We start from the raw sequence: 18,389 nt of genomic DNA, 5'->3' as shown, positions 1-18,389 counted from the left end.
TTGCTGCGCCGGCTGGGCAAACACTCGCACGAGAACCGCCTGTACCGGGCGTTCCGCGAGCTGGGCCGCGTCATCCGCACCGTGACGCCGTTGCGGTTCCTGTCCGAACCCGAGCTGCGCGGACAGATCACCGCGATCACCAACAAGGCTGAAGCGTTCCACGGCTACGCGGAATGGCTGATGATCGGCGTCGCCGACCTACTCGTCGAGGATGAACTCGCCTGCTATCGGCCCAATCCCGCGCATCAGCGGGCCAAGCTGCTCGAAGTCACCCCGACCGGCCGCGCCGCACTGCACAGGATGCAGGCGGCCTACACCCAGCTGGCCCTGCGCACCACCGAAGGCCTCGACTCGGACAGGCTCGACCTCGCACGCGAGACCCTCAGCGAACTACAGCGCCGACTCGAATCCGAACTGCCCTGACCCACCGAGTGGTCGTTCGCAGATCTGCCAGTAGCTGGAGCAGGTGCAGCAACTCGATTTCCGCTCATTGGCGTGAACAGGCGATGTCCGGAACACGGGAGCCCTCGCCAGTCGGCGAATCTGCGCCGTACAGTGGTTCGCGCAAATGACCGGTTGTGACAGTTCTGCGAACAGCCCGATCCGAGCCGAAGATCCGCAGGTCGCGATTCGCACAACACCCCGCAGACCCCCCGTTTTGAGAGAGTTCTGCGAGTCTGTCGGCATGCAGCTCGGGCACGACGACGCCGCGGCCGCGGTCGAACGCCACCCCTGCCCGCAATGCGACGTGCCCGCGCACGACGTGTGATCGCTGGGCGTGCCGCGATGACCGACGAGGACGACCCGTCGGGGCCGGTGAGGCGTCAACGCTGTGCTCCAGCTGACCGGATCGACTGTCATCACCGCTGGGCAGGCATATCCGTTCGAAATTTCCGGACACTACGGCGACCCCGGAAGGACCCCGGATAACTTCGAAGAGCCGAAGTGGCAGGCAATCAGCGAGGCGCCTTCGCCGGCCACCTGGTCAAGGATGCGCCGTCTGGTAGGGGTGGGACCGGAATACGCCGGAAACCTGCCGCGGCCCCCGGTAGCTGCTGGTCAACCGCGTCGGCGTGGGCCGGACAGCGTTTCGGTGGCCTCGTGGACGACGGCGAGGCCGGGTTTGACGTAGCGCTGGACCGATCGCAGGGACTTGTGGCCGGTCTTCGTCATGATGACGTTGGCGGAGACGTTGGCTTCGCCGAGGTGCGTGGCCGAGGAGTGCCGGAGTTCGTGTAGTCGAAGCCCGTCGCCGTACTGGGCAAGCAGGATGCGGGCGCGGTCGTAGCCCAGCCGAGCCCGGCCGGTCTCCGGGCAGATGTCGTTCGGGTTGGTGGTGGCCAGTCGGTGCGGGCCGGGCCGGTACTCCGACAAGAACAGCGGACCACGTTCTCGGCCGGCGATCAGCCGGGGCAGCAGGTGCGCGGTGTCGGTGCCCCACGTGATCCACATGATGTCGCCGCCCTTGGCGACGATCCGGGCCTGCCTGTTGGGCAGGTCCAGGTCCTCGATGTTCAACGCGAGCACCGCGCTCGCACGGGAGGCGGATTCGTAGAGCATCCGGTAGAGCGTTATCTGGACCTTTGTTCGCGATCATGGTTTGTGAGCTGGTGATTCGTGTGGCTGACACTGTCAGGCAAGGAGGCTGCGTCGGCGGTTGACCGGGTTACTCGGCGGAGATCGCGGAGTTGTCCGAGAGCCACGGCAAGTTCGTCGCGTAGGCGCTTGTTGTCCTCGGACAGCTTCTGGTTGGCCGTTCGCAGGGCTCGAACGATGGCCTCGTGGGACTTGGTGCTGACACGCTGCTCGCCTGGGAGCGCTGGGCGCCCCGAACTCGGTTGTTTGGCGGCCAACTTCTTCAGCCGTTCCAGCAGGGCGGCCTGGCCCTCGTCGTAGAGGAAGGTGCGGGACACCCCGGCTCGGGTGGCGACCGCAGTGACGGAGACCCGGCCGCCGTGATGTTCCAGGTCGTCAAGGACCGCATGGACGCGCGCGATGCAGTCAAGGCGACGCTGCCGGGCTGACTCGATGAGGTGGGCCGAGTTGTCAGCTGGCATCAGCGGCACCTTCTGTCCGGGTGTGATCGGGCTTGTCGGCGTCTGGGGTGCGAGCGCGCAGGTCGCTCTCCTCGTCCGTGATGCGGATGATCAGGTGCTCGACTGAGTCGGCAAGTCGGGCGTTGGTTTCAGCAGCGCGGGTGCGACCGGCCGCCTCGGTGGTGGCTTGGAGTTCGCGCGCGCGGAGCAAGGTGTCTTCGTGGATAGGGAGGAACTTCTGATCGGTCTGAAAGTCCTCGCAGACGTAGCAGCCGTCGGCGGCGGTCTTGGGACAGGGGCGGGCGATATGTCGGCCGCACCAGCCACCGGCGACCGCGTGCAGGCGTCGGCCGATCTTCTCAGCCAGCCACTCGACTGCGGACAGATCGCTGTCCCGGCGGACCCGAACGGCCTCACCCTTGAGATTGAACCGAACCTCGTATTTCTCCTCGTACTCGCGGCGCAGGGTTTCGTCGCTGATGCGGGAGTAGTGCTCCTGCATTTCCCAGGAGGTATGGCCGAGCACTTCTCGGATGGTGCGCCCGGACACGCCCGCGTTGGCCATGCGGGTTCCAAGCGTGTGCCGGAATTGGTGCCAGGTCACCCTTGCCGGACGGCCATGGATGTCGACCAGCCGAATCCGGCTGAGCCAGGCGTCGAAACGGCGTGTGATGGTCGTGTAGGTCATGTGATGCCGACCATCCGGGTTCATCTGAGCACGGGGAAACAGCCATGGGCACCCATCGTCGAATCGCCGCAAGACCCGCTGGTGCTGCTCGCGAATCGCTTCGACAACCACCCGGGATGCCGGGATGGCCCGGAAGCTCTTGTCCTTGCTCTTGTAGTGCACCAGCGCCCACCTGCCGGACGGAGTCTGCTTGAGGCAGTCGGTCTTCAAGGTCAGCGCCTCGCCGATCCGCAATCCCTCGTCACGACAGATCAGCACCATCGTGCGCGTCTCCGGTTCGAGTAGCGCCAGGTTCTCCTCCGACTCGATCTGTTCCATCAAGTACTCGTCGATGAAGTTCGCTTTCAGGCCGGAACGTCTGGGGTAGTCGTCGGTGAAGATCCGAGTCGTCGGCGAAAGAGCGGGTTCCCAGCCGTAGCGGTGCCAATACGCGAAGAAGTCCGCCATTGTGGACAGGTGACGGATGCGAGTTTCCGCGCTGAACGGCTTGCCGCGACCCCGCCCCGCTTTGTTGTCATTCACATGCCGGTGGAGCCAGCCCACATAGGTTTCGAGCACCGCCCGGTCCAACACGGTCGGGTCGTCCTGCCGATCCGAGTAGGCATGGGCGAGGAACCGCGAGAAGCACTTGAAAACAGCGACCTGGCTTTGGACAGTTCGCAGCTCGCCGTGCCCGAGCTTGACCTTGGTCCAGCGCTTGGCCTTGTCCCGCAACCATTCCTGCGTGATCGCAGTGAAGTTCAGGGCGCTGACACCACGGCGTTCTTCGATGCTGAAACCGAGATGTTCCGGTCGCCAAACATCACCCTCGTACTCGTCTTCTGGACGGTCAAGATCGGCGAGAGCGCGTAGGGCGGTGCCGAGCAGGCCGCGGACTGTGGGGTCTTGGCTCGCGCGTCCCCGCCACTGGTCCAGTGTGCGATCCCGCAGCGAGCTGACGCCTTCGGTCAGCGCGAGTCGGGTCACACATCCCCACGTGGCCTGCAGGATCCGCGAGGCACGCTCGTCGGTCCGAACCTGCAACAAGTACTGGAACTCCAGGGTCAGCAGCGGAGGCAAACCATCGACCGAGAATCCAGGAGTGACACGGTCGCGCACCGCGCTGGGCAGGTCGGCCAGTGCTGGCTTGCCAACCCGCTGCCACCGATAGAGATGTCCTTCGCACAAGTCATTGCTGCTGATCGGGTAGACGCAGCCATCCGGATAGCGACAGCAGCCGACGGCCGGACGGTCCGCCGGACGCGCGAGAAACATGAACTCCTCGATGGCCGTCTTCCTCCGACGATGAATCGGCGACATCCACTCTGTGCGATGCACGTCGCACAACAAGGCAAATCCTGCCGCGTAACGGCACTGAGGAACTCGGCACGGGCCAACCTCTGCGCTCCAGCCCATCACCCAGTTCCGGGAATCGGCCATCCAAACCTCCGGGTCCGGTGCTCCAGCCGCTCGCCATCGCCGTCGGTGCTGAAGACACATGCCTTTAGCGGTGTCCTCACGGGGACATGTCGGGATCTGACACAAGATCGGGGCAAGGAAGTGTCCCGGTGGCGGTACGAACCGCTCCACGCGGAACTCAGGGCGCAGTACCCTCAACAACACAGCAGCTCGCGGATCAGCCGGCAGCGGCATCGCCGCCGCTCGGTTCGTACTCACCGGGCCTCCCAGAAGCCGACTCGTTCCAATTCCTGGACCAAGTCGTCCGTGTCCAGATGGGCGTAGATGTCGGCGGTAGTGCGCGTCGAGGAGTGCGTGAGCAGTTCCGCGGCGACCTCGAGGCGGACGCCGGCTCGCAGCAAAGCAGTCGCATGCGTGTGCCGGAAAACATGGGGGTGAAAGTCAATCCCGGTGCGCTTGCGCAGCCGTTTGACGAGGCTCATTACGCCCCAGTACGTCATGGGAGATCCGTATGGGCCGTTCCACAAAGACACGAATACGTAGTCGCTGCCGAGCTCGCCATACTCCGCGAACAGGTAGTCCGTGTAGAGATCGAGCAACGTCCGGCGGACTGGGATCTGTTTGGCCTCCCGGCTCTTCCCTCGGGCTCGGTTGACGTTGTTTTCCCGTGGCCGCAACGTGATCGCAGATCGGTCAGTGTTGATGTCCTCGTGACGCAGTCCCAGCGCTTGCCCGATCCGGCAGCCCGTCTCGAACATCAGGGCTATCAGCAATCGGTCGCGCAGTCGGTCACACGCGTCGAGGATGGCCTGGACCTCGTCATCCGTCAGCGTCGCTGGTCGGCGCGTGACTTCCTTGAGCCGTGTCTTCCGTTCCTTGACTGGGGCGCTGGCAATTCCGGCAAGAAAACCGCCATAGTCCCCGGAACGTGCTGGTCGGTAACGAACCAGGTGTGCTGAGAGACCGACACCCCGACGCGCCAGGAATTCGTAGAACATGCACACGCTGTCCAGCGCTCTGTTTACAGTGGACGGCTCCCGAGCGGGAGGGTCAGCCTCCTCCACGGTCCGCAACCGCCCCGGCTGAACAGGGCGGCGCAACCATCCAGCGAACTGGTCCACATGCTCCGGGGAGGCGTCGAGCAGCCCGACGCCCAGCAGATCCAGAAACACCAGCCAAGCCCGCAGATCGAAGGCTCGGGCACGGATCGTGTTGGGCGAGTGTTCCCGGTCAGTACACGCGGCCAAGTAGTCGTCGATGGGTTCTACGACCCGACCATCGCTCGATATCACGGTGAAGGTCTCTCGCCGAACGCCGCTGCCCTGAACCCGACGGACCCGCGTCCCGGACTCCTCGAAATGCACGGACAGTAGATCGACCACTCACGGACACGAGTCAAGACCGAGCGTCAGCCACGCACCCATTGAGGTACACGATCTTTCCTTGGCTGACGTACCTGACACTTCAAGATCGGGTACAGATAAAGAGCGTCTTCTCCCGCAGCGGCACGTCCCGGCGCCGGCACAGCCGGTCGATCCGGGATCGGGACACGGCCTTGGTGTCGTCGTTTTTCTCCCGCTCGTCCAGGATCGGCGTCGGCTCGATGCTGGCGGCAGCGCGGCTGGGACCATCCCGGCACGCGATGCTGGCGAGGCGTCGGCGATGCTGTGGGCGTGGAGTACGTGTCCAGAGTGCCGCGACCGCCGCTGGACGGGCTGATCGACGACCTTTACTACCTGGAGGGTGCGCCGCCGTACGCCCGGCTGACGCTGCCGCCGATGCCCGCGGCGTTGCTCATCGTCAACCTCGGGGCGCCATTCCGCATCCGCGCCGGCACCGACATCGAGACGGCCGAGTACGCCGACGGCTGCGTGGTCACCATGCCCACCCGCGCGTTGGAGTTCGGCTACCCACTCCGGACCCGGTCCGTCGGCGTGCACTTCAAGCCGTGGGGGCTGGCGCCGTTCCTGTCGATGCCCGCGGCCGAGCTGCGTGACCGGCCGGTGACCGTAGAGCAGGTTTGGGGCCGGCCCGCCATTGCTGAGCTGCGAGACCGGCTGGCCACGGCGCCCGGACCGCACGAGATGCTGACGCTGCTCGAGGAGGAGCTGATGCGACGGCTGTGCGAGGCCGCCGGCCTAGGGCTGGTCCGCCATACGAGCAGCGTCATCGCGGCGACCAGCGGGGCGGTGGCGATCGGCGACCTGAGCGTGGCAGCCGGTGTCAGCAGCACTCATCTGGCGCAGCGGTTCAAGGAGCTCATCGGCGTCACGCCGAAGCGGCTGGCCCGCACCTACCGCTTCGCCGCCACCGTGTTCGCGATCAACCCCGCCGGGCCGATCGACTGGGGCGACCTCGCCGGTGGCGCAGGCTACTTCGACCAGGCCCACTTCGGCCACGAGTTCCGGGCGTTCACCGGGCTCACGCCGACCCGGTACGTCGAAGTCCGGCGGCGGTTCCTGCGCGAACATCCCGGCCACGCGCTGGACGGCTGGCCGCTGCCGGCCGATTGATTTCTTACAAGAGCGACAGCTCACGACACGCTAATTTCGGGGCACCCCAAAGCAGAGGAGAGCCCCGTGGGCAAGGTGGTCATGTACAGCTCGGTGTCGGTGGACGGCTTCGTCGCGGACGAGAATGACCAGCCCGGACCGCTGTTCGCCTGGTTGTCCAGCGGAGACGTCCCGTTGGACGAAAGCGGAGAGCTGAAGGTGTCGCAGACGTCCTACGACTACACCCGGCCATACTGGGACCAGATCGGGGCGACACTCGTCGGCCGCCACGTCTTCGACATGACGGACGGCTGGGACGGGAAGCCTCCGGGCGGGGTCGACCACGTGGTCGTCGTGACGCACCGGCCGGAGCCCGAGGGCTGGGACCCCGAGGCGCCGTTTCACTTCGTCGACGGCGTCGAGGCAGCCGTGGCCAAGGCGCAGGAGCTTGCGGGTGACCGCATGGTCGAGGTCGCCGCTGGCGACGTCGGTGGCCAGGTGCTTGCCGCGGGCCTGATCGACGAGGTGCGCATGGACGTCGTACCCGTGGTGTTCGGGTCCGGCAAGCGCTACTTCGGGTCGGTCCACGCGCAGCACCTGTTGGAGGATCCTGACGTGGTGATTCAGGGCAACCGGGTGCTTCACCTGCGCTATCGGGTGCGCCGTTGACCGATCTGAGCGGGTACGCGAAGAAGTCCACTGCGAACGGTGACACAAGATCGGGCCTCCGGCTGCGATTGCGCATCGCTGTCCCTGGTCGGGCAGCCGACGCCGATCCGCCCCAGCACCTCACCTGCGGCAAGTTCAACTCAAGATCACTGGTTGCCGGTTTCCGTCGTATCTTGGCCGACCCCCAACAACGCCGACTACGACCGCGGCGTCATCACCGCCGACTGCCACCGGCACGGCATCCGCCGCACCCGCCTGGCCGACCTCGGACACTGGGCCGACGTCATGCTGCCTCGCTCCGACCACGCCCACTCCCGCCGCTGGCTGCCCAACGACGGCAGGCACCGAGCCCTCGGCGACGTCCAGCAGACCCGCCAACACCTCCTGCACATGACCGCACCCTGACCACGCGCGACATCCGGTGATCCTGGCCAGGCACGCTCGGGCCGGATCACCGGGTTACGCGGCCGGGCCGCCGGGGAACAGAGCGCGGGGCTCCAGATCCAGCCGTGTGGTCGGTACCGCGTCGGGAGGGTCAAGGTCGAGCACCAGGTCACCGAGCCGGCGGATGGTGTGCGTGATGTACGGGGTGATCGTGGCCAGATCGTCGTTGTCGACCGCGTGGCCCTCGGCGGCCAGTGCGTTCGCCGCGTCGGTGATGTCCAGCGCGGTCGAGTAGATCGCGCAGTTGGCCATCAGCTCGTTGAACTTGACCACCAGCTCGTGGTGATCCGGGTCGTTGTGGCCAATCAGCCGACCACCGACCATCAGCCATTCCGAGTAGCCGTGGAACGCCTCGGCCTTGTTCGTGATCGCGGTGATCTGCTCGCGCAGCTCCGGCTCGGACAGGTACCGCAGCAGCGTCACCGTGCGGATCACCCGGCCCAGCTCGCGAAACGCCCGGTAGAGCCGGTTTTTGCGCGAGTGGTTGCCCAGCCGACGCAGTAGCGTCACCGACGACACGCGGCCCTCGCGGATGGAGATCGCGGTGCGCAGCAGGTCGGTCCAGTGCTTCTCGATCAGGTCCCAGTCGATGGCGTGGTCGCCGAACAGCACATCGATGTGCTGGTAGCGGTTGCGCGGATCGGGCCGGTAGAAGATCAGGTCGTGCCAGTTCCTGATCCTGGGGAGCAGCTCGAAGCCCAGCAACGCCGCGAGCCCGAACACCGGCAGCGACTGGCCTTGGGTGTCGGTGTGGATCGTGTCGGGCTGGATCTCGGAGTCGTTCTTGAGCAGTCCTTCGATGATGTAGACCGCCTCCCACACCCCGCACGGGATGAAATGGCTGAACAGGGCGATGTAGGAATCGGCGACGTGGCGCATGGCGATCCCGCCGTAGCGGATGTGCGACTCGGCGAGCGGGTTGTTCTCCCAGGTGTCCACCTGCGAGCCATCCACCGCCACGACCTAGCCGTCAGCCGCTGGTGGACCGCCGCCTCCAGCGTGATCGCCGAGGGTCGCCGGTCGGCTCCCTTGCGGCGGTTGAGCACCGGCCGCTCGCCGTCCAGCACCAGGTCGGTGTTCGCCGGATACCCGGCGTCCACGGTCGCGGCGGTGCGGGTCAGCTCGTGCCGGTAGTGCGCCACCAGCTCGGCCGCGTCGATCGGGATACCGGCCTGGGCGCAGAAATCCCGGCCAGCGGCTGCCACTCGTCCCAGGTCATGAGCTGCGCGTGCAGGTTGGCGTAGGAATCCGACCCGGCGACCGCGATATCGCCGGAACGCAGCTCGGCGGCCAAGTAGGAGAACACGCAGACCTCCAGGTGCCGACGGGCCAGCATCCCCGGCCGCTGCCGGTCGCGCAGCACCTTGCGCCAGGCGTCGCTGGCGAAGGCGTCCACATCGACGCTGACAGTGGTGTTCTGGCCATCCACCTCGACCGGGGTCGTCTCCGATATCCAGTCGCTGCGCCGATCGCGATTGGCACGGACGAACTCCACCGCGTCCAGCACGCTGCGGTCCGCGCTGGTCGCCTCCAATTCGATCGCATCGACCAGGGTGAACAACACCGGCCGGTGCGAGCGGTAGAACCGCTCCAGCAGCGGCAAGTAGTTGTTGCCGTGGTAGGCCGACACCGCCTCCGTCGCGCTGGCCAGCTCGTCGATCCCGCAAGCATCGGCCAGGGTCTTCAGCACCAGGCGACCGGTGCGTTCCTCCACTCCCTCGGTGTTTTGGTCCGGCTCGTCGGCGCCGGGGTCGGGATCTGCAGCCACGGTGGCTTCGCGAGCTGCAGCCACAACATCACCGAGCACGTTGATGAGCCGTTCGGTCTCGGCGCGGTTGGCGGCTTGGATCTCCTCCAGCCGCTCGCGGCCCTTCTTGTGCAGTCGACGATTCGGGCACCCCGCGCCCGACCGTGCTCTTCCACGGCGGGTATGACTCCACGCTGGAGGAGGACTACCTCGCGCTGGCCGCAGGCGCGCTGCGGCGCGGCTACAACGTCATCGCGTTCGACGGCCCCGGCCAGGGCAGCACCGTCCGCGAGCAGGGCCTGCACTTCCGGCCGGACTGGGAGGCCGTGGTCACCCCGGTCGTCGACTTCGCGCTCACCCTGCCCGAGGCGGACGCAGAGCGACTCGTACTGATCGGCATGAGTCTCGGCGGTTACCTCACCACGAGGGCTGCAGCCTTCGAGCACCGCATCGCCGCATGCGTGCTGTACGACGGCGTCTACGACTTCCACGCAGTCATCGCCGCGACCGCCGACCGCGCCGCTTCGACGCCCGGCGGTCCGGAGGCGTTGATGGCGCAGAACACCATGGTGCGGTGGGTTGTGCACGACGGGGCCTTCGGCGTGTCCGACCTCAACGAGCTGGTCAAGGCGACCGAGGCGTACACGATGGCGGGCATCGCCGACCGCATCACCTGCGCGACGCTCGTGCTCGAAGCCGAGAACGACCAGTTCTTCAAGGGGCAGCCGCAGCGTCTGCTCGACGAGCTGACCTGCCAGAAAGAGCTGATCTCCTTCCGCGAAGACGAAGGCGCGGGCGAGCACTGCCACGAGGGTGCGCTCTCCCTGTTCCACCAGCGCACCTTCGACTGGCTCGACACCGCACTCGTCGGCTGACCTGGCCTGGGCGCGTCGCGGTCCTAGGTGGGATTCAGAACGCCGGAGGGCAGCAGTACCCATGTGGAGGCGGCTTTCCCCGGCACAGTCCCTGACAGTCCGCGCCGCGCAGGCTGCGAACACCGTGCTCCACTACGGCAAGGACGGCGCCCTGACTGGCCCGGACAAGGAGCACGCCGAGACCGCCATGCTCGCTCTCCACCTGCTCCAGTCCAGCCTGAACGCCGGCAGAAGGTGAACGGGAAAATGAACGGCCGAAACGGGCAGTCGGGGCGCCGGGGCCCGACGTTCATGTTCGACAGACGGCAGTTAGACGAACGCACGGCCGCCTGCGCCGATCCACTCCGCGTCCAGCCTTCCGATGGTCAGTCGCTACTGGCGTTCGATCCTCCTCACGGGCCTTTTCGGTTGCTCAGGCGAAATCAGTTGGCGGGCTTGCCGAACCAGCGGGAGAGGTGGTCGTCCAGGTCCTGCTGATCGTCGCCGATCCAGGCGACGTGGCCGTCGGGGCGTAGCAGGACGCACGGAACATCCAGTACCGCACTGGGATCCGCGAGGTAATCGACCCGGTTTGACCAGCCGCCGACGGTCAGGCGTTCGGTGCGGTCCAGCAGCAGGCCGCGGCCGCGATGCAGCAGACCGTAGAGGTGGCCCTGCTTCACGTCGATGTCGTGCAGGCGGCGGCCGAGCAGGTCGGGGCCTTCGCCGAAGTCGTAGCGGATGCCGATCGCGGTGATCTTCTCGATCAGATAGCGGTTCACCTCGTCGAAGTCCATCAGTTCGGCGAGCAGCCTGCGCACGGCCTGCGGGCCCGGTTCGGTGGACAGCAATTCCATCTGGGCGCGGGTGTTGTCCAGCACGTCCTCGGCGACCGGATGACGTTCGGCCTGGTAGGTGTCCAGCAGTGTTTCCGGCGCCCAGCCGCGGATCTGTGCGGCCAGTTTCCAGCCGAGGTTGAATGCGTCCTGAACGCCCAGGTTGAGGCCCTGTCCGCCGGTGGGTGGATGGATGTGTGCCGCATCGCCGGCCAGCAGCACCCGCCCGACCCGATAACGTTCGGCTAGCCGGGTGGCATCCCCGAAGCGGGACAACCAGCGCGGGGAGTGCACGCCGAAATCGGTTCCGGCGATGGCGCGCAGCTGTTGTTTGAAGTCCTCGAGGGTGGGCGGTTCCGCGCGATCACTGACTCCCGCGGCGGGGACTACGACGCGATAGACCCCTTCGCCGAAGGGCCTGAGACTGAAAGTCTTGTTGGTCTCGTGGATTTCGGTCACCTTGGCGGCGATCTCCTCCTGCGGCACACCCACCCCCATCTCGCCCATCAGCGTCTCGGTCCGCGAGGGCTCGCCGGGGAAGCCGACGCCGAGCAGTTTGCGCACCGTACTGCGCCCGCCGTCACAGCCGACGAGATAGCGCGAACGCAGCTGTTCGCCGCCGGCCAGCTCGACGGTCACACCCTCGTCGTCCTGCTCGAAATCGGCCACCGCGCAACCGCGCCGGACCTGCGCACCCAGTTCGATCGCATGTTCTTCGAGCAGGTGAACGATGACCGGCTGCGGGATGCCCAGCAGATAGGCGTGCGCGGAATCCAGGCCCTCGGGCGCGGGTTTGGCGATGACGGCGAAGAATCCGCCGGCCGGACGCTGTCTTCCGTGTTCGAGAATGCGATCCAGCAGTCCGCGCATTGCCATCAGCTCGATACTGCGAATATGCAGACCGACTATGCGGACGAACGACACGGGCTCGGTTTCCTTCTCCAGAACGAGTACCCGCACACCGTGCAGCCGCAGTTCGGCGGCCAGCATCGCGCCAGTCGGCCCGCACCCGGCAACGATCACGTCGAACATGAGGGGCGCGCGACCGGCGCTGGAGGCCGACGACCGGAGTCCAGGGACGTCGCCCACGGTGAAGTCGCGCTCGACCGTATCGTTCGACGACGACTCGGCGGTGAACTGCGAAGAGTCCATAGGTGTTGCCTTTCGGGAGTGCCTTGTTGTCAAGGCGCTCCCGGCGACACCTACGTCAATCGCCCGGCCGTGACGGGAAGGGGAGCACCCACGTCGATACAGCGTTCATGGGTCTCACCTCCTCGGGCGGTGTCACGGTCCACTGCAAGCTACAAGCCCGAGCATCACCCCGTCCAATCCTTTCCCAGCCACGTGATCACGACTCCGAACGGGCCCGTGCGGCTGCAGGGCGAATCCGGCGTGGCGGACCCCGGCTGGCCCCGGTCACGGTCGAGTTCTGGCCCGTGATGTTCCCCTTCGAACCCGAGCGGTTCACGCCCAGCCGGCCCCAAGCCCTCGTCGACGCCGCCCTCGCGTTGATCGCCCCAGCCCCGAGCGCGCCCGGTTCGCAATCCACGAATCGCGGTGGCGGACGCCCGCATGATCAGTCGTGAGCTATGTCCCGGTCGCGCGCGAACAGCTTCGGCGTTTCACGCGCGACCACCTGTGAAACGCGGGCGCTGCGCCTGACTGCGGTCGGCGTCGGGTCACCACTGGGTGATGAGCGGCGTGTCCGGTGCGTGCTGCCGCCAGGCTTCGGTGAGGCGGACGAGGCGGGTGGGGGCGGCGATGCCGCGCACGGTTGCGATCTTGCCGCTGGAGATGTCGAACGTCACGGCGCCGATGACCTGGTCGCCGAGCACGAAGAGGATGGCGGGGGCGCCGTTGACGAGCGCGTAGTGGACGGCGGGCGTGCCGCCGGCGAGTCGCCGTTTCGCGGGTGTGGGTTTGAAGCCGGCCCGTGCGACGGCGGCGATGCGCTGCGGAGTGTCGAACTGCAGCAGCTTCTCGGTCAGGCCGGCGCCGTCGGAGATCGCGGTTGCGTCGTCGGTGAGCAGCGCCACCAGCCGTTCGGTGCGGCCTGAGGAGGCAGCGGCGAGGAATTCTTCGACGATCCTGCGGGCGGATGCCGGGTCGACGTCGCCGCCGCCGCGGCGGGCGGCGGTGATGCGGCGCCGGGCCCGGTGGAGGTGCTGGTGGCTCGCGGACTCGGTGATGTCGAGGATCTCGGCGATCTCGGCGTGGCTGTGGGAGAACGCTTCGCGCAGGACGTAGACGGCCCGCTCGAGGGGTGACAGGCGCTCCATGAGAGTCAGCACGGCCAGGGAGACCGATTCGCGCTGCTCGAAAGTGCCGGCCGGGCCGAGCATCGGGTCGCCGTCGAGGAGCGGTTCGGGCAGCCAGGCGCCGACGGTGCGTTCGCGGCGGGCTTGTGCCGAGCGGAGCCGGTCGAGGCACAGGTTGGTGACGACCTTGGTCAGCCATGCTTCCGGCACTTTGATCCGCTGCCGGTCGGCGGTCTGCCAGTGCAAGAACGCATCCTGCACGGCGTCTTCGGCGTCGGCGGCGGAGCCCAGCAGCCGGTACGCCAGCGAGGCCAGCCGGTTCCGACTGGCCTCGAACCGACTGATGTCGAAGCGATCAGTGGCGGTGCTGTCCACGCGGACCACCCTAGAGTGTGTTTCAGAAGTGAATCGATGGGTCGGTTGTGCTGAGGTGCCGGGTGTCGTAGATCGACAGCAGAAGACGTCTCTTGGCGATGCGGCCTGTCGGCAAGGCTGGCCCCACCGAACTTGTCGCCCTCCACTGGCGCGGACGCGTCGTCACCGGGGATGTGCTTATTCCTGCAGGATGGAGAGGGCTCGGGATGGGCACAGGGTGACGGCGTGGCGCGCCGGTGCGGCGCGCTGGTCGTCGGGGTGATCGGTCAGCAGGGCCACAATGCCGTCGTCGTCTTGGTCGAAGACGGCCGGCTCGGTCAGGACGCACTGGCCGGAGCCGACGCAGAGGTTGGTGTCGGCCTTGATCCGCATCATGTCCTGCTCACCAGGTGACCGGGAGTTCGTGAACGCCGTAGATGACGGCGTCGGTCTTGAACGGCAGGTCCTCGGCCGGCGCGGCGAGCCGCAGGGTGGGGATGCGGCGGAACAGCGTGTCGAAGACGATCTGCAGCTCCATCCGGGCCAGGTTCTGGCCGAGGCACTGGTGCGGGCCGAATCCGAAGGCGAGGTGGTGGCGGGCCCCGCGCTCGACATCCAGTTCGGCCGGATCCTTGAACGCCGCCGGGTCCCAGTTGGCCGACAGTGTCGAGACGATGACGCCCTCGCCGGCCTTGATGCTCACCCCGCCGATCTCCACGTCTTCGGTGGTCACCCGGGAGGTGACCCCGTCGGCGATGGTGAAGTAGCGCAGCAGTTCCTCCACGGCCATGGGCGTCTTGTCCGGATCGGCGGTGATCAGGGCCAGTTGCTGCGGGTGGGTGAGCAGCGCGACCACGCCGAGCGAGATCATGTTGGCTGTAGTTTCGTGTCCGGCGGTCAGCAGCAGGAAGGCCAGGCTCACCAGGCCTGCGTGGTCGATGGTGCCCTTCTGGCGTTGCCGGGCGATCTGCCGGCTGAACAGGTCGTCGCCGGGTTCGGACTCTTTGCGGGTGACCAGGTCGTCGATGTAGGCGCGCAGTTCGGCGAAGGCTCGCTGGCGGTCTTCCAGCGACGTCCGGCGCACCATCATGGTGGTGCGGCTTTGGAAGAAGTCGTGGTCGGTGTAGGGAACGCCGAGCAGTTCGCAGATCACCAGGGAGGGCACCGGCAGGGACAGTGCCTGCACCAGGTCGACCGGACGGTGGTCGGTGGCGAGCATGTCGTCGATGAAGTGGTCGACGATGTCCTGGATCCGCGGGCGCAGCGCGGCCAGCCGCTTGACGGTGAACTCGCCGATCACCGCACGACGGGCTGAGGAGTGTTCCGCGCCGTCCATGCCGAGCATCAACGGCGGCTGGCTGCGGAGCTGCTGCAGGGTCGCCGCATCGAGGGTGAAGAGCGGGAAGCCGTCCTTGCGCTTGTCGGAGGAGAAGCGGCCGTCGGCGAGGACGGCACGGCCTTCCTCATGCCCGGACACCCACCACGCCTCGCCGCCGCTGGTCAGGCGGACCTTGTTGATCGGCGCCTGCTCGCGCAGCCGCTCGTAGGCGGTGGGCGGGGAGAACGGGCAGCCACGCTCTACCGGCAGCTTCAGGCCGGTGAGTTCGCCGGCAACGCTCTTCGTCATGAAGGACCTCCAGTAATAGATGCGGTGGAGTTTGTTGTGCTTGTGGCGGCCTCGGGTGGCGTGATCGACACTGTTCCGGCTTCCTGGCCTGACGGGTCGTCCTGCGCAGGCTGGGTCGCCGTCAGATCCAGGCCGCTTCGAGGTTGCGGGCTGGATCGTCCTACGCGACCGCCTTCTCAGCGGACGCATCCGGCGCGGCGGCCAGGCGGTGCTTGCGCTTGGGCAAACCGAAAGTCGGGTGCGAGGTGGCCCACAGCGACATCTTGAGGATGCCCGCCTTGATGCGCGCGGCCTTCCGGCCGCCCACATACTTCGGCTTTGCCTGCCCTTCGTCGTCGACCATCTGCAGGATCCCGTCCCGCCGCCCGAGGCTGATGTGGTTGCCCGGGTACTCCAGCTTGGTGTTCGCGATCTCACGGCCGGTCAGGCGTCTCACGATCGCGTCCGTGGCCTGCCGACCGGTGTAGCCGGCCGAAGCGCAGGACATCGGCAGTGGCCGGCCGTTGTCGCCGATGGCGTAGGCGCTGTCGCCGGCGGCGTAGACGTTTGGGTGCGAGACCGACCGCATGGTGCGATCGACGACGATCTGACCGTTCTCGGTGACCTCCAGCCCGCCGGCGGCGGCGATGGGGTTGACCGCGAACCCGGCCGTCCACACGGTCGCGTCGGACGCCAGGGCAGTGCCGTCGGCGCACAGCACCCGCGTGGCTTCGACGGCTTCGACGCTGGTGTGCTGCAGGACGTTGATGCCCAGCCGGTCGCAGGCCTGGCGCAGGTGGCTGCGGGCTCCGGCGGAGAGCGGGGCGCCCAGCTCGCCGCGGGCGACCAGCGTCACCGACAGGCCGGGCCGGGATTCGGCGATCTCGGTGGCGGTCTCGATGCCGGTCAACCCGTCGCCGACGACCAGCACACTCCCGGTTTCGTCCCGCCTGCTCAGGCTGTCCAGGCGCTCGCGCAGGCACAGCGCGGAGGGCCGGCCGGTGACGTTGAAAGCGTGCTCGGCCACGCCGGGGACGCCGTGGTCGGCGATGTGGCTGCCGAGCGCGTAGAGAAGCGTGTCGTAGCCGAGCTCGCCGCCGCCGTCGGCGTCGGCCACGGCGATGACCTGGCGCTCGGGGTCGACGGCGGTAATACGGGCCAGGCGCAGCCGGATCCCGGTGCCCGCGAAGACGTCGGCGAGCTGTGGAGCCTCGATCTCCTGGCCGGCCGCGAGCTGGTGCAGCCGCAGCCGCTGGACGAAGTCCGGCTCGGCGTTGACCACGGTGATCTCGGCGTCCGTCGGGGACAGCCGGCGGGCCAGGGTCCCGGCCACGTAGGTGCCGGCATAGCCGGCGCCGAGGACGACGATGCGGTGTTTCATGTGATGCTCCTGTCGGTTCGCTTGCTCCCGGTGACTTGAGCGGAATAGCGCCCCGATTGCTGACAGGAACTGCATGTGGCATGGGTCACAGGACGGCAGGAGTGTCGCCCAACGATGCTCACGACGCCGAGGCGGCGCAGATACAGGCCGAGCTGAACGAGGTGATCTGACGCCGATCACCGTCGACATCAACGTCGTGCTCGCACCCGGCACTCCACCGGCAGGGCCTCGCACCGTCGGTCCTCCACCAGTTCGACTGGGCAGACCTCCGCGGCCAGCCACTCGGCCGGTGCCTTCTCGTCCGTGACCGTCGACGGCCGAAACCCCAGGGCCTCACGGATCTGCTTGCGGTGGTACTCGGTAGTCCGGCCGACCAACGTGTACTTCGCGAAGTCGGCGGCCGGGACCTTCACCGGACTGGCGACGTACTCCACCGCAACCGGCGGGACCTCTTCCAGCACGTCAGGGAACCGGGCTCTCAGCTCGAAGAACTTCAGCAATAGGCTCAAACTGAGCCGGGTTGCCCCGCTCTTGTTCGCCACCGAGCCCCAGTCGCCGTCTACCAGCGTCCAACTCGCCAACAGCTCCTCTGTACTTTGCGGCTGGTGCCTGGGCTAGGACTCCGGGGCCACGTCCACGGGGACGGGTGGAGTCGAGCGCTACGTCGCGAGGAACCGGCCCTGCTCGACCTCCGCGACCAGACCCTTGCCGATCAAGCGGTCCAGGTGCCGCAGCGCGGTCCTCCGCTCTACCGGCCTCACGTGCGCGCCTTCCACATGCGGCCGGTAGACCAGCCGGTGCTCGACGATCTCCGCGACGGTCCGCGGTTCGTCGAGCAGCCTTAGGAGCACCGCGTCCCGCTTCTCCACCACACCGGCGAAGGCGTCGAGCCGCCCGCGGAACTCATCGGCACCCTCGATCACGCCCTTCTGGTGCGACGTGCCGTACCAGCGGGCGTCGATCTCCCGGCACCGGCGCACGGTCTCCTCGAAGTCCACGAGGCTGCTGCCGACATCGCCGTAGTAAGGCCCGAACGACGTCAGGTCGACATCCGCCACGAACAGGAACCCGTCCGGCTCGATCAGGAAACCGCAATGACCTGCCGTGTGGCCGGGAAGGTGCACCACGGTCACCGTGCGCCCACCGAGGTCGAACACGGCGCCGTCGGTGAACTCCAGCGCATCCGGACGATCCTGCACGTGGAACTGATCCCGCAGCTTCCGGTCGACATCGGCGACGGCCTCGGGCGGAAGGCCGAACCCGGCGACCATGACCTCGCGAGATCGCAGCGCCGCGATGTCCGCTTCGTGGATGTGGACCGGCACGTCGTAGCTGCCGAGGCCGGCGACGTGGTCTTCGTGCGCGTGGCTCACCAGGACCACGTCCGCGGGCGGCGCCGCTTCGACCAGCGACAGCGACGGATCGACGACCAGCGTGGCGTCGGTGCCGCGCACGAGCAGCGAGTTGCCGAACGGGTAGGAGCCCCGTTCGGCACCGATGAGCACGGTGACCTCCCCGTACTCCATTTCCGTGTATCCCGTGGCGACCAACTCGAGTTCCTCTCGCGTGTCCCGGCCGGTGCGGTTCGAATCGTGGTCCAATGTGGACAACCCGGGATCCGCCCGC

The 18,389-nt window shown here is 67.2% G+C and carries 17 protein-coding genes and 2 pseudogenes; 6 read left to right on the top strand and 13 right to left on the bottom strand.

Annotated features, from left to right (window positions below; translation table 11 throughout):
* Window positions 1-423, top strand: a complete 423-nt coding sequence (locus BLW84_RS48935) for a transposase (protein WP_245761025.1) — start codon at window positions 1-3, stop codon at window positions 421-423.
* A 636-nt stretch (window positions 424-1,059) separates the two neighbouring features.
* Here the strand turns inward: BLW84_RS48935 and BLW84_RS08490 are convergent.
* The 4 genes from BLW84_RS08490 to BLW84_RS08475 all read right to left on the bottom strand — a co-directional run bounded on the left by BLW84_RS08490 (window position 1,060) and on the right by BLW84_RS08475 (window position 5,504).
* Window positions 1,060-1,560: a site-specific integrase gene (locus BLW84_RS08490; protein ID WP_218157242.1), complete on the bottom strand. Its 501-nt coding sequence runs from the start codon at window positions 1,558-1,560 to the stop codon at window positions 1,060-1,062.
* A gap of 11 nt (window positions 1,561-1,571) precedes the next feature.
* The gene (locus tag BLW84_RS50275; protein ID WP_425441694.1) at window positions 1,572-2,057 is read right to left on the bottom strand and encodes a DUF6262 family protein; all 486 of its coding nucleotides are present in this window, start codon (window positions 2,055-2,057) and stop codon (window positions 1,572-1,574) included.
* A complete protein-coding gene (locus BLW84_RS48330) occupies window positions 2,047-4,143 on the bottom strand; it encodes a tyrosine-type recombinase/integrase (RefSeq protein ID WP_218157241.1) in 2,097 nt (698 codons plus the stop codon). The genes BLW84_RS50275 and BLW84_RS48330 overlap by 11 nt, the downstream gene beginning before the upstream one ends.
* 233 nt (window positions 4,144-4,376) lie before the next feature.
* Window positions 4,377-5,504 (bottom strand): tyrosine-type recombinase/integrase, encoded by a 1,128-nt coding sequence (locus BLW84_RS08475; RefSeq protein WP_143060893.1) that lies wholly within the window; start codon window positions 5,502-5,504, stop codon window positions 4,377-4,379.
* A 309-nt stretch (window positions 5,505-5,813) separates the two neighbouring features.
* Between BLW84_RS08475 and BLW84_RS08470 the strand changes: the two genes are divergently transcribed.
* The 3 genes from BLW84_RS08470 (at window position 5,814) to BLW84_RS08460 (ending at window position 7,688) form a co-directional block, all read left to right on the top strand.
* Complete coding sequence (locus BLW84_RS08470) at window positions 5,814-6,635, top strand: helix-turn-helix domain-containing protein (RefSeq protein WP_218157256.1); 822 nt, start codon at window positions 5,814-5,816, stop codon at window positions 6,633-6,635.
* Between the two features lie 66 nt (window positions 6,636-6,701).
* Entirely contained in the window at window positions 6,702-7,283 is a 582-nt protein-coding gene (locus tag BLW84_RS08465; RefSeq protein WP_093263307.1) for a dihydrofolate reductase family protein, read from the top strand.
* A 153-nt stretch (window positions 7,284-7,436) separates the two neighbouring features.
* On the top strand, window positions 7,437-7,688 hold the full coding sequence (locus tag BLW84_RS08460) for a 3'-5' exonuclease family protein (RefSeq protein ID WP_093263304.1): 252 nt from the start codon (window positions 7,437-7,439) through the stop codon (window positions 7,686-7,688).
* 54 nt (window positions 7,689-7,742) lie between these two features.
* Here BLW84_RS08460 and BLW84_RS48930 read toward each other — a convergent pair.
* Both BLW84_RS48930 and BLW84_RS48925 read right to left on the bottom strand, forming a co-directional pair.
* Window positions 7,743-8,684, bottom strand: a pseudogene (locus tag BLW84_RS48930) (Tn3 family transposase); the annotation flags it as partial.
* Window positions 8,685-8,844: 160 nt separating this feature from the next.
* Window positions 8,845-9,495, bottom strand: a complete 651-nt coding sequence (locus BLW84_RS48925; protein WP_245761023.1) for a hypothetical protein — start codon at window positions 9,493-9,495, stop codon at window positions 8,845-8,847.
* Between the two features lie 143 nt (window positions 9,496-9,638).
* Between BLW84_RS48925 and BLW84_RS08450 the strand changes: the two genes are divergently transcribed.
* The gene (locus tag BLW84_RS08450; protein ID WP_093263302.1) at window positions 9,639-10,349 is read left to right on the top strand and encodes an alpha/beta hydrolase family protein; all 711 of its coding nucleotides are present in this window, start codon (window positions 9,639-9,641) and stop codon (window positions 10,347-10,349) included.
* Between the two features lie 61 nt (window positions 10,350-10,410).
* The gene (locus tag BLW84_RS47305) at window positions 10,411-10,587 is read left to right on the top strand and encodes a hypothetical protein (RefSeq protein ID WP_177226353.1); all 177 of its coding nucleotides are present in this window, start codon (window positions 10,411-10,413) and stop codon (window positions 10,585-10,587) included.
* A 184-nt stretch (window positions 10,588-10,771) separates the two neighbouring features.
* On the opposite strand, the gene rox is transcribed toward BLW84_RS47305, so the two are convergent.
* From rox to BLW84_RS08415, 7 genes and pseudogenes are all read right to left on the bottom strand, one after another.
* Window positions 10,772-12,196 carry a rifampin monooxygenase gene (rox, locus tag BLW84_RS08445; RefSeq protein WP_218157255.1) on the bottom strand — a complete coding sequence of 475 codons (1,425 nt, stop codon included), beginning with the start codon at window positions 12,194-12,196 and terminating at the stop codon, window positions 10,772-10,774.
* Between the two features lie 647 nt (window positions 12,197-12,843).
* The gene (locus BLW84_RS08440; protein ID WP_177226358.1) at window positions 12,844-13,797 is read right to left on the bottom strand and encodes a sigma-70 family RNA polymerase sigma factor; all 954 of its coding nucleotides are present in this window, start codon (window positions 13,795-13,797) and stop codon (window positions 12,844-12,846) included.
* A gap of 177 nt (window positions 13,798-13,974) precedes the next feature.
* On the bottom strand, window positions 13,975-14,172 hold the full coding sequence (locus tag BLW84_RS08435) for a ferredoxin (protein ID WP_425441692.1): 198 nt from the start codon (window positions 14,170-14,172) through the stop codon (window positions 13,975-13,977).
* A 7-nt stretch (window positions 14,173-14,179) separates the two neighbouring features.
* Window positions 14,180-15,403 (bottom strand): cytochrome P450, encoded by a 1,224-nt coding sequence (locus BLW84_RS08430; RefSeq protein ID WP_093263293.1) that lies wholly within the window; start codon window positions 15,401-15,403, stop codon window positions 14,180-14,182.
* A gap of 160 nt (window positions 15,404-15,563) precedes the next feature.
* Window positions 15,564-16,763 carry an NAD(P)/FAD-dependent oxidoreductase gene (locus BLW84_RS08425; protein WP_093263291.1) on the bottom strand — a complete coding sequence of 400 codons (1,200 nt, stop codon included), beginning with the start codon at window positions 16,761-16,763 and terminating at the stop codon, window positions 15,564-15,566.
* Between the two features lie 188 nt (window positions 16,764-16,951).
* Window positions 16,952-17,353: pseudogene (locus BLW84_RS08420) on the bottom strand (DUF4158 domain-containing protein); the annotation flags it as partial.
* Window positions 17,354-17,422: 69 nt separating this feature from the next.
* A complete protein-coding gene (locus tag BLW84_RS08415; protein ID WP_218157240.1) occupies window positions 17,423-18,313 on the bottom strand; it encodes an MBL fold metallo-hydrolase in 891 nt (296 codons plus the stop codon).
* Window positions 18,314-18,389 lie beyond the last annotated feature (76 nt).

Source organism: Saccharopolyspora shandongensis, from assembly GCF_900106995.1.
In the GTDB taxonomy this organism is placed as follows: domain Bacteria; phylum Actinomycetota; class Actinomycetes; order Mycobacteriales; family Pseudonocardiaceae; genus Saccharopolyspora; species Saccharopolyspora shandongensis.
This window is presented reverse-complemented; position numbering and strand designations above follow the sequence as displayed.

What these genes read in the sequence shown, in the direction of transcription:
- BLW84_RS08425 (WP_093263291.1), bottom strand. Translation starts at nt 16,763, where the DNA reads ATGAAACACCGCATCGTCGTCCTCGGCGCCGGCTATGCCGGCACCTAC.
- rox (WP_218157255.1), bottom strand. Translation starts at nt 12,196, where the DNA reads ATGTTCGACGTGATCGTTGCCGGGTGCGGGCCGACTGGCGCGATGCTG.
- BLW84_RS08490 (WP_218157242.1), bottom strand. Translation starts at nt 1,560, where the DNA reads ATGCTCTACGAATCCGCCTCCCGTGCGAGCGCGGTGCTCGCGTTGAAC.
- BLW84_RS47305 (WP_177226353.1), top strand. Translation starts at nt 10,411, where the DNA reads ATGTGGAGGCGGCTTTCCCCGGCACAGTCCCTGACAGTCCGCGCCGCG.
- BLW84_RS50275 (WP_425441694.1), bottom strand. Translation starts at nt 2,057, where the DNA reads ATGCCAGCTGACAACTCGGCCCACCTCATCGAGTCAGCCCGGCAGCGT.
- BLW84_RS08435 (WP_425441692.1), bottom strand. Translation starts at nt 14,172, where the DNA reads ATGATGCGGATCAAGGCCGACACCAACCTCTGCGTCGGCTCCGGCCAG.
- BLW84_RS48330 (WP_218157241.1), bottom strand. Translation starts at nt 4,143, where the DNA reads ATGGCCGATTCCCGGAACTGGGTGATGGGCTGGAGCGCAGAGGTTGGC.
- BLW84_RS08430 (WP_093263293.1), bottom strand. Translation starts at nt 15,403, where the DNA reads ATGACGAAGAGCGTTGCCGGCGAACTCACCGGCCTGAAGCTGCCGGTA.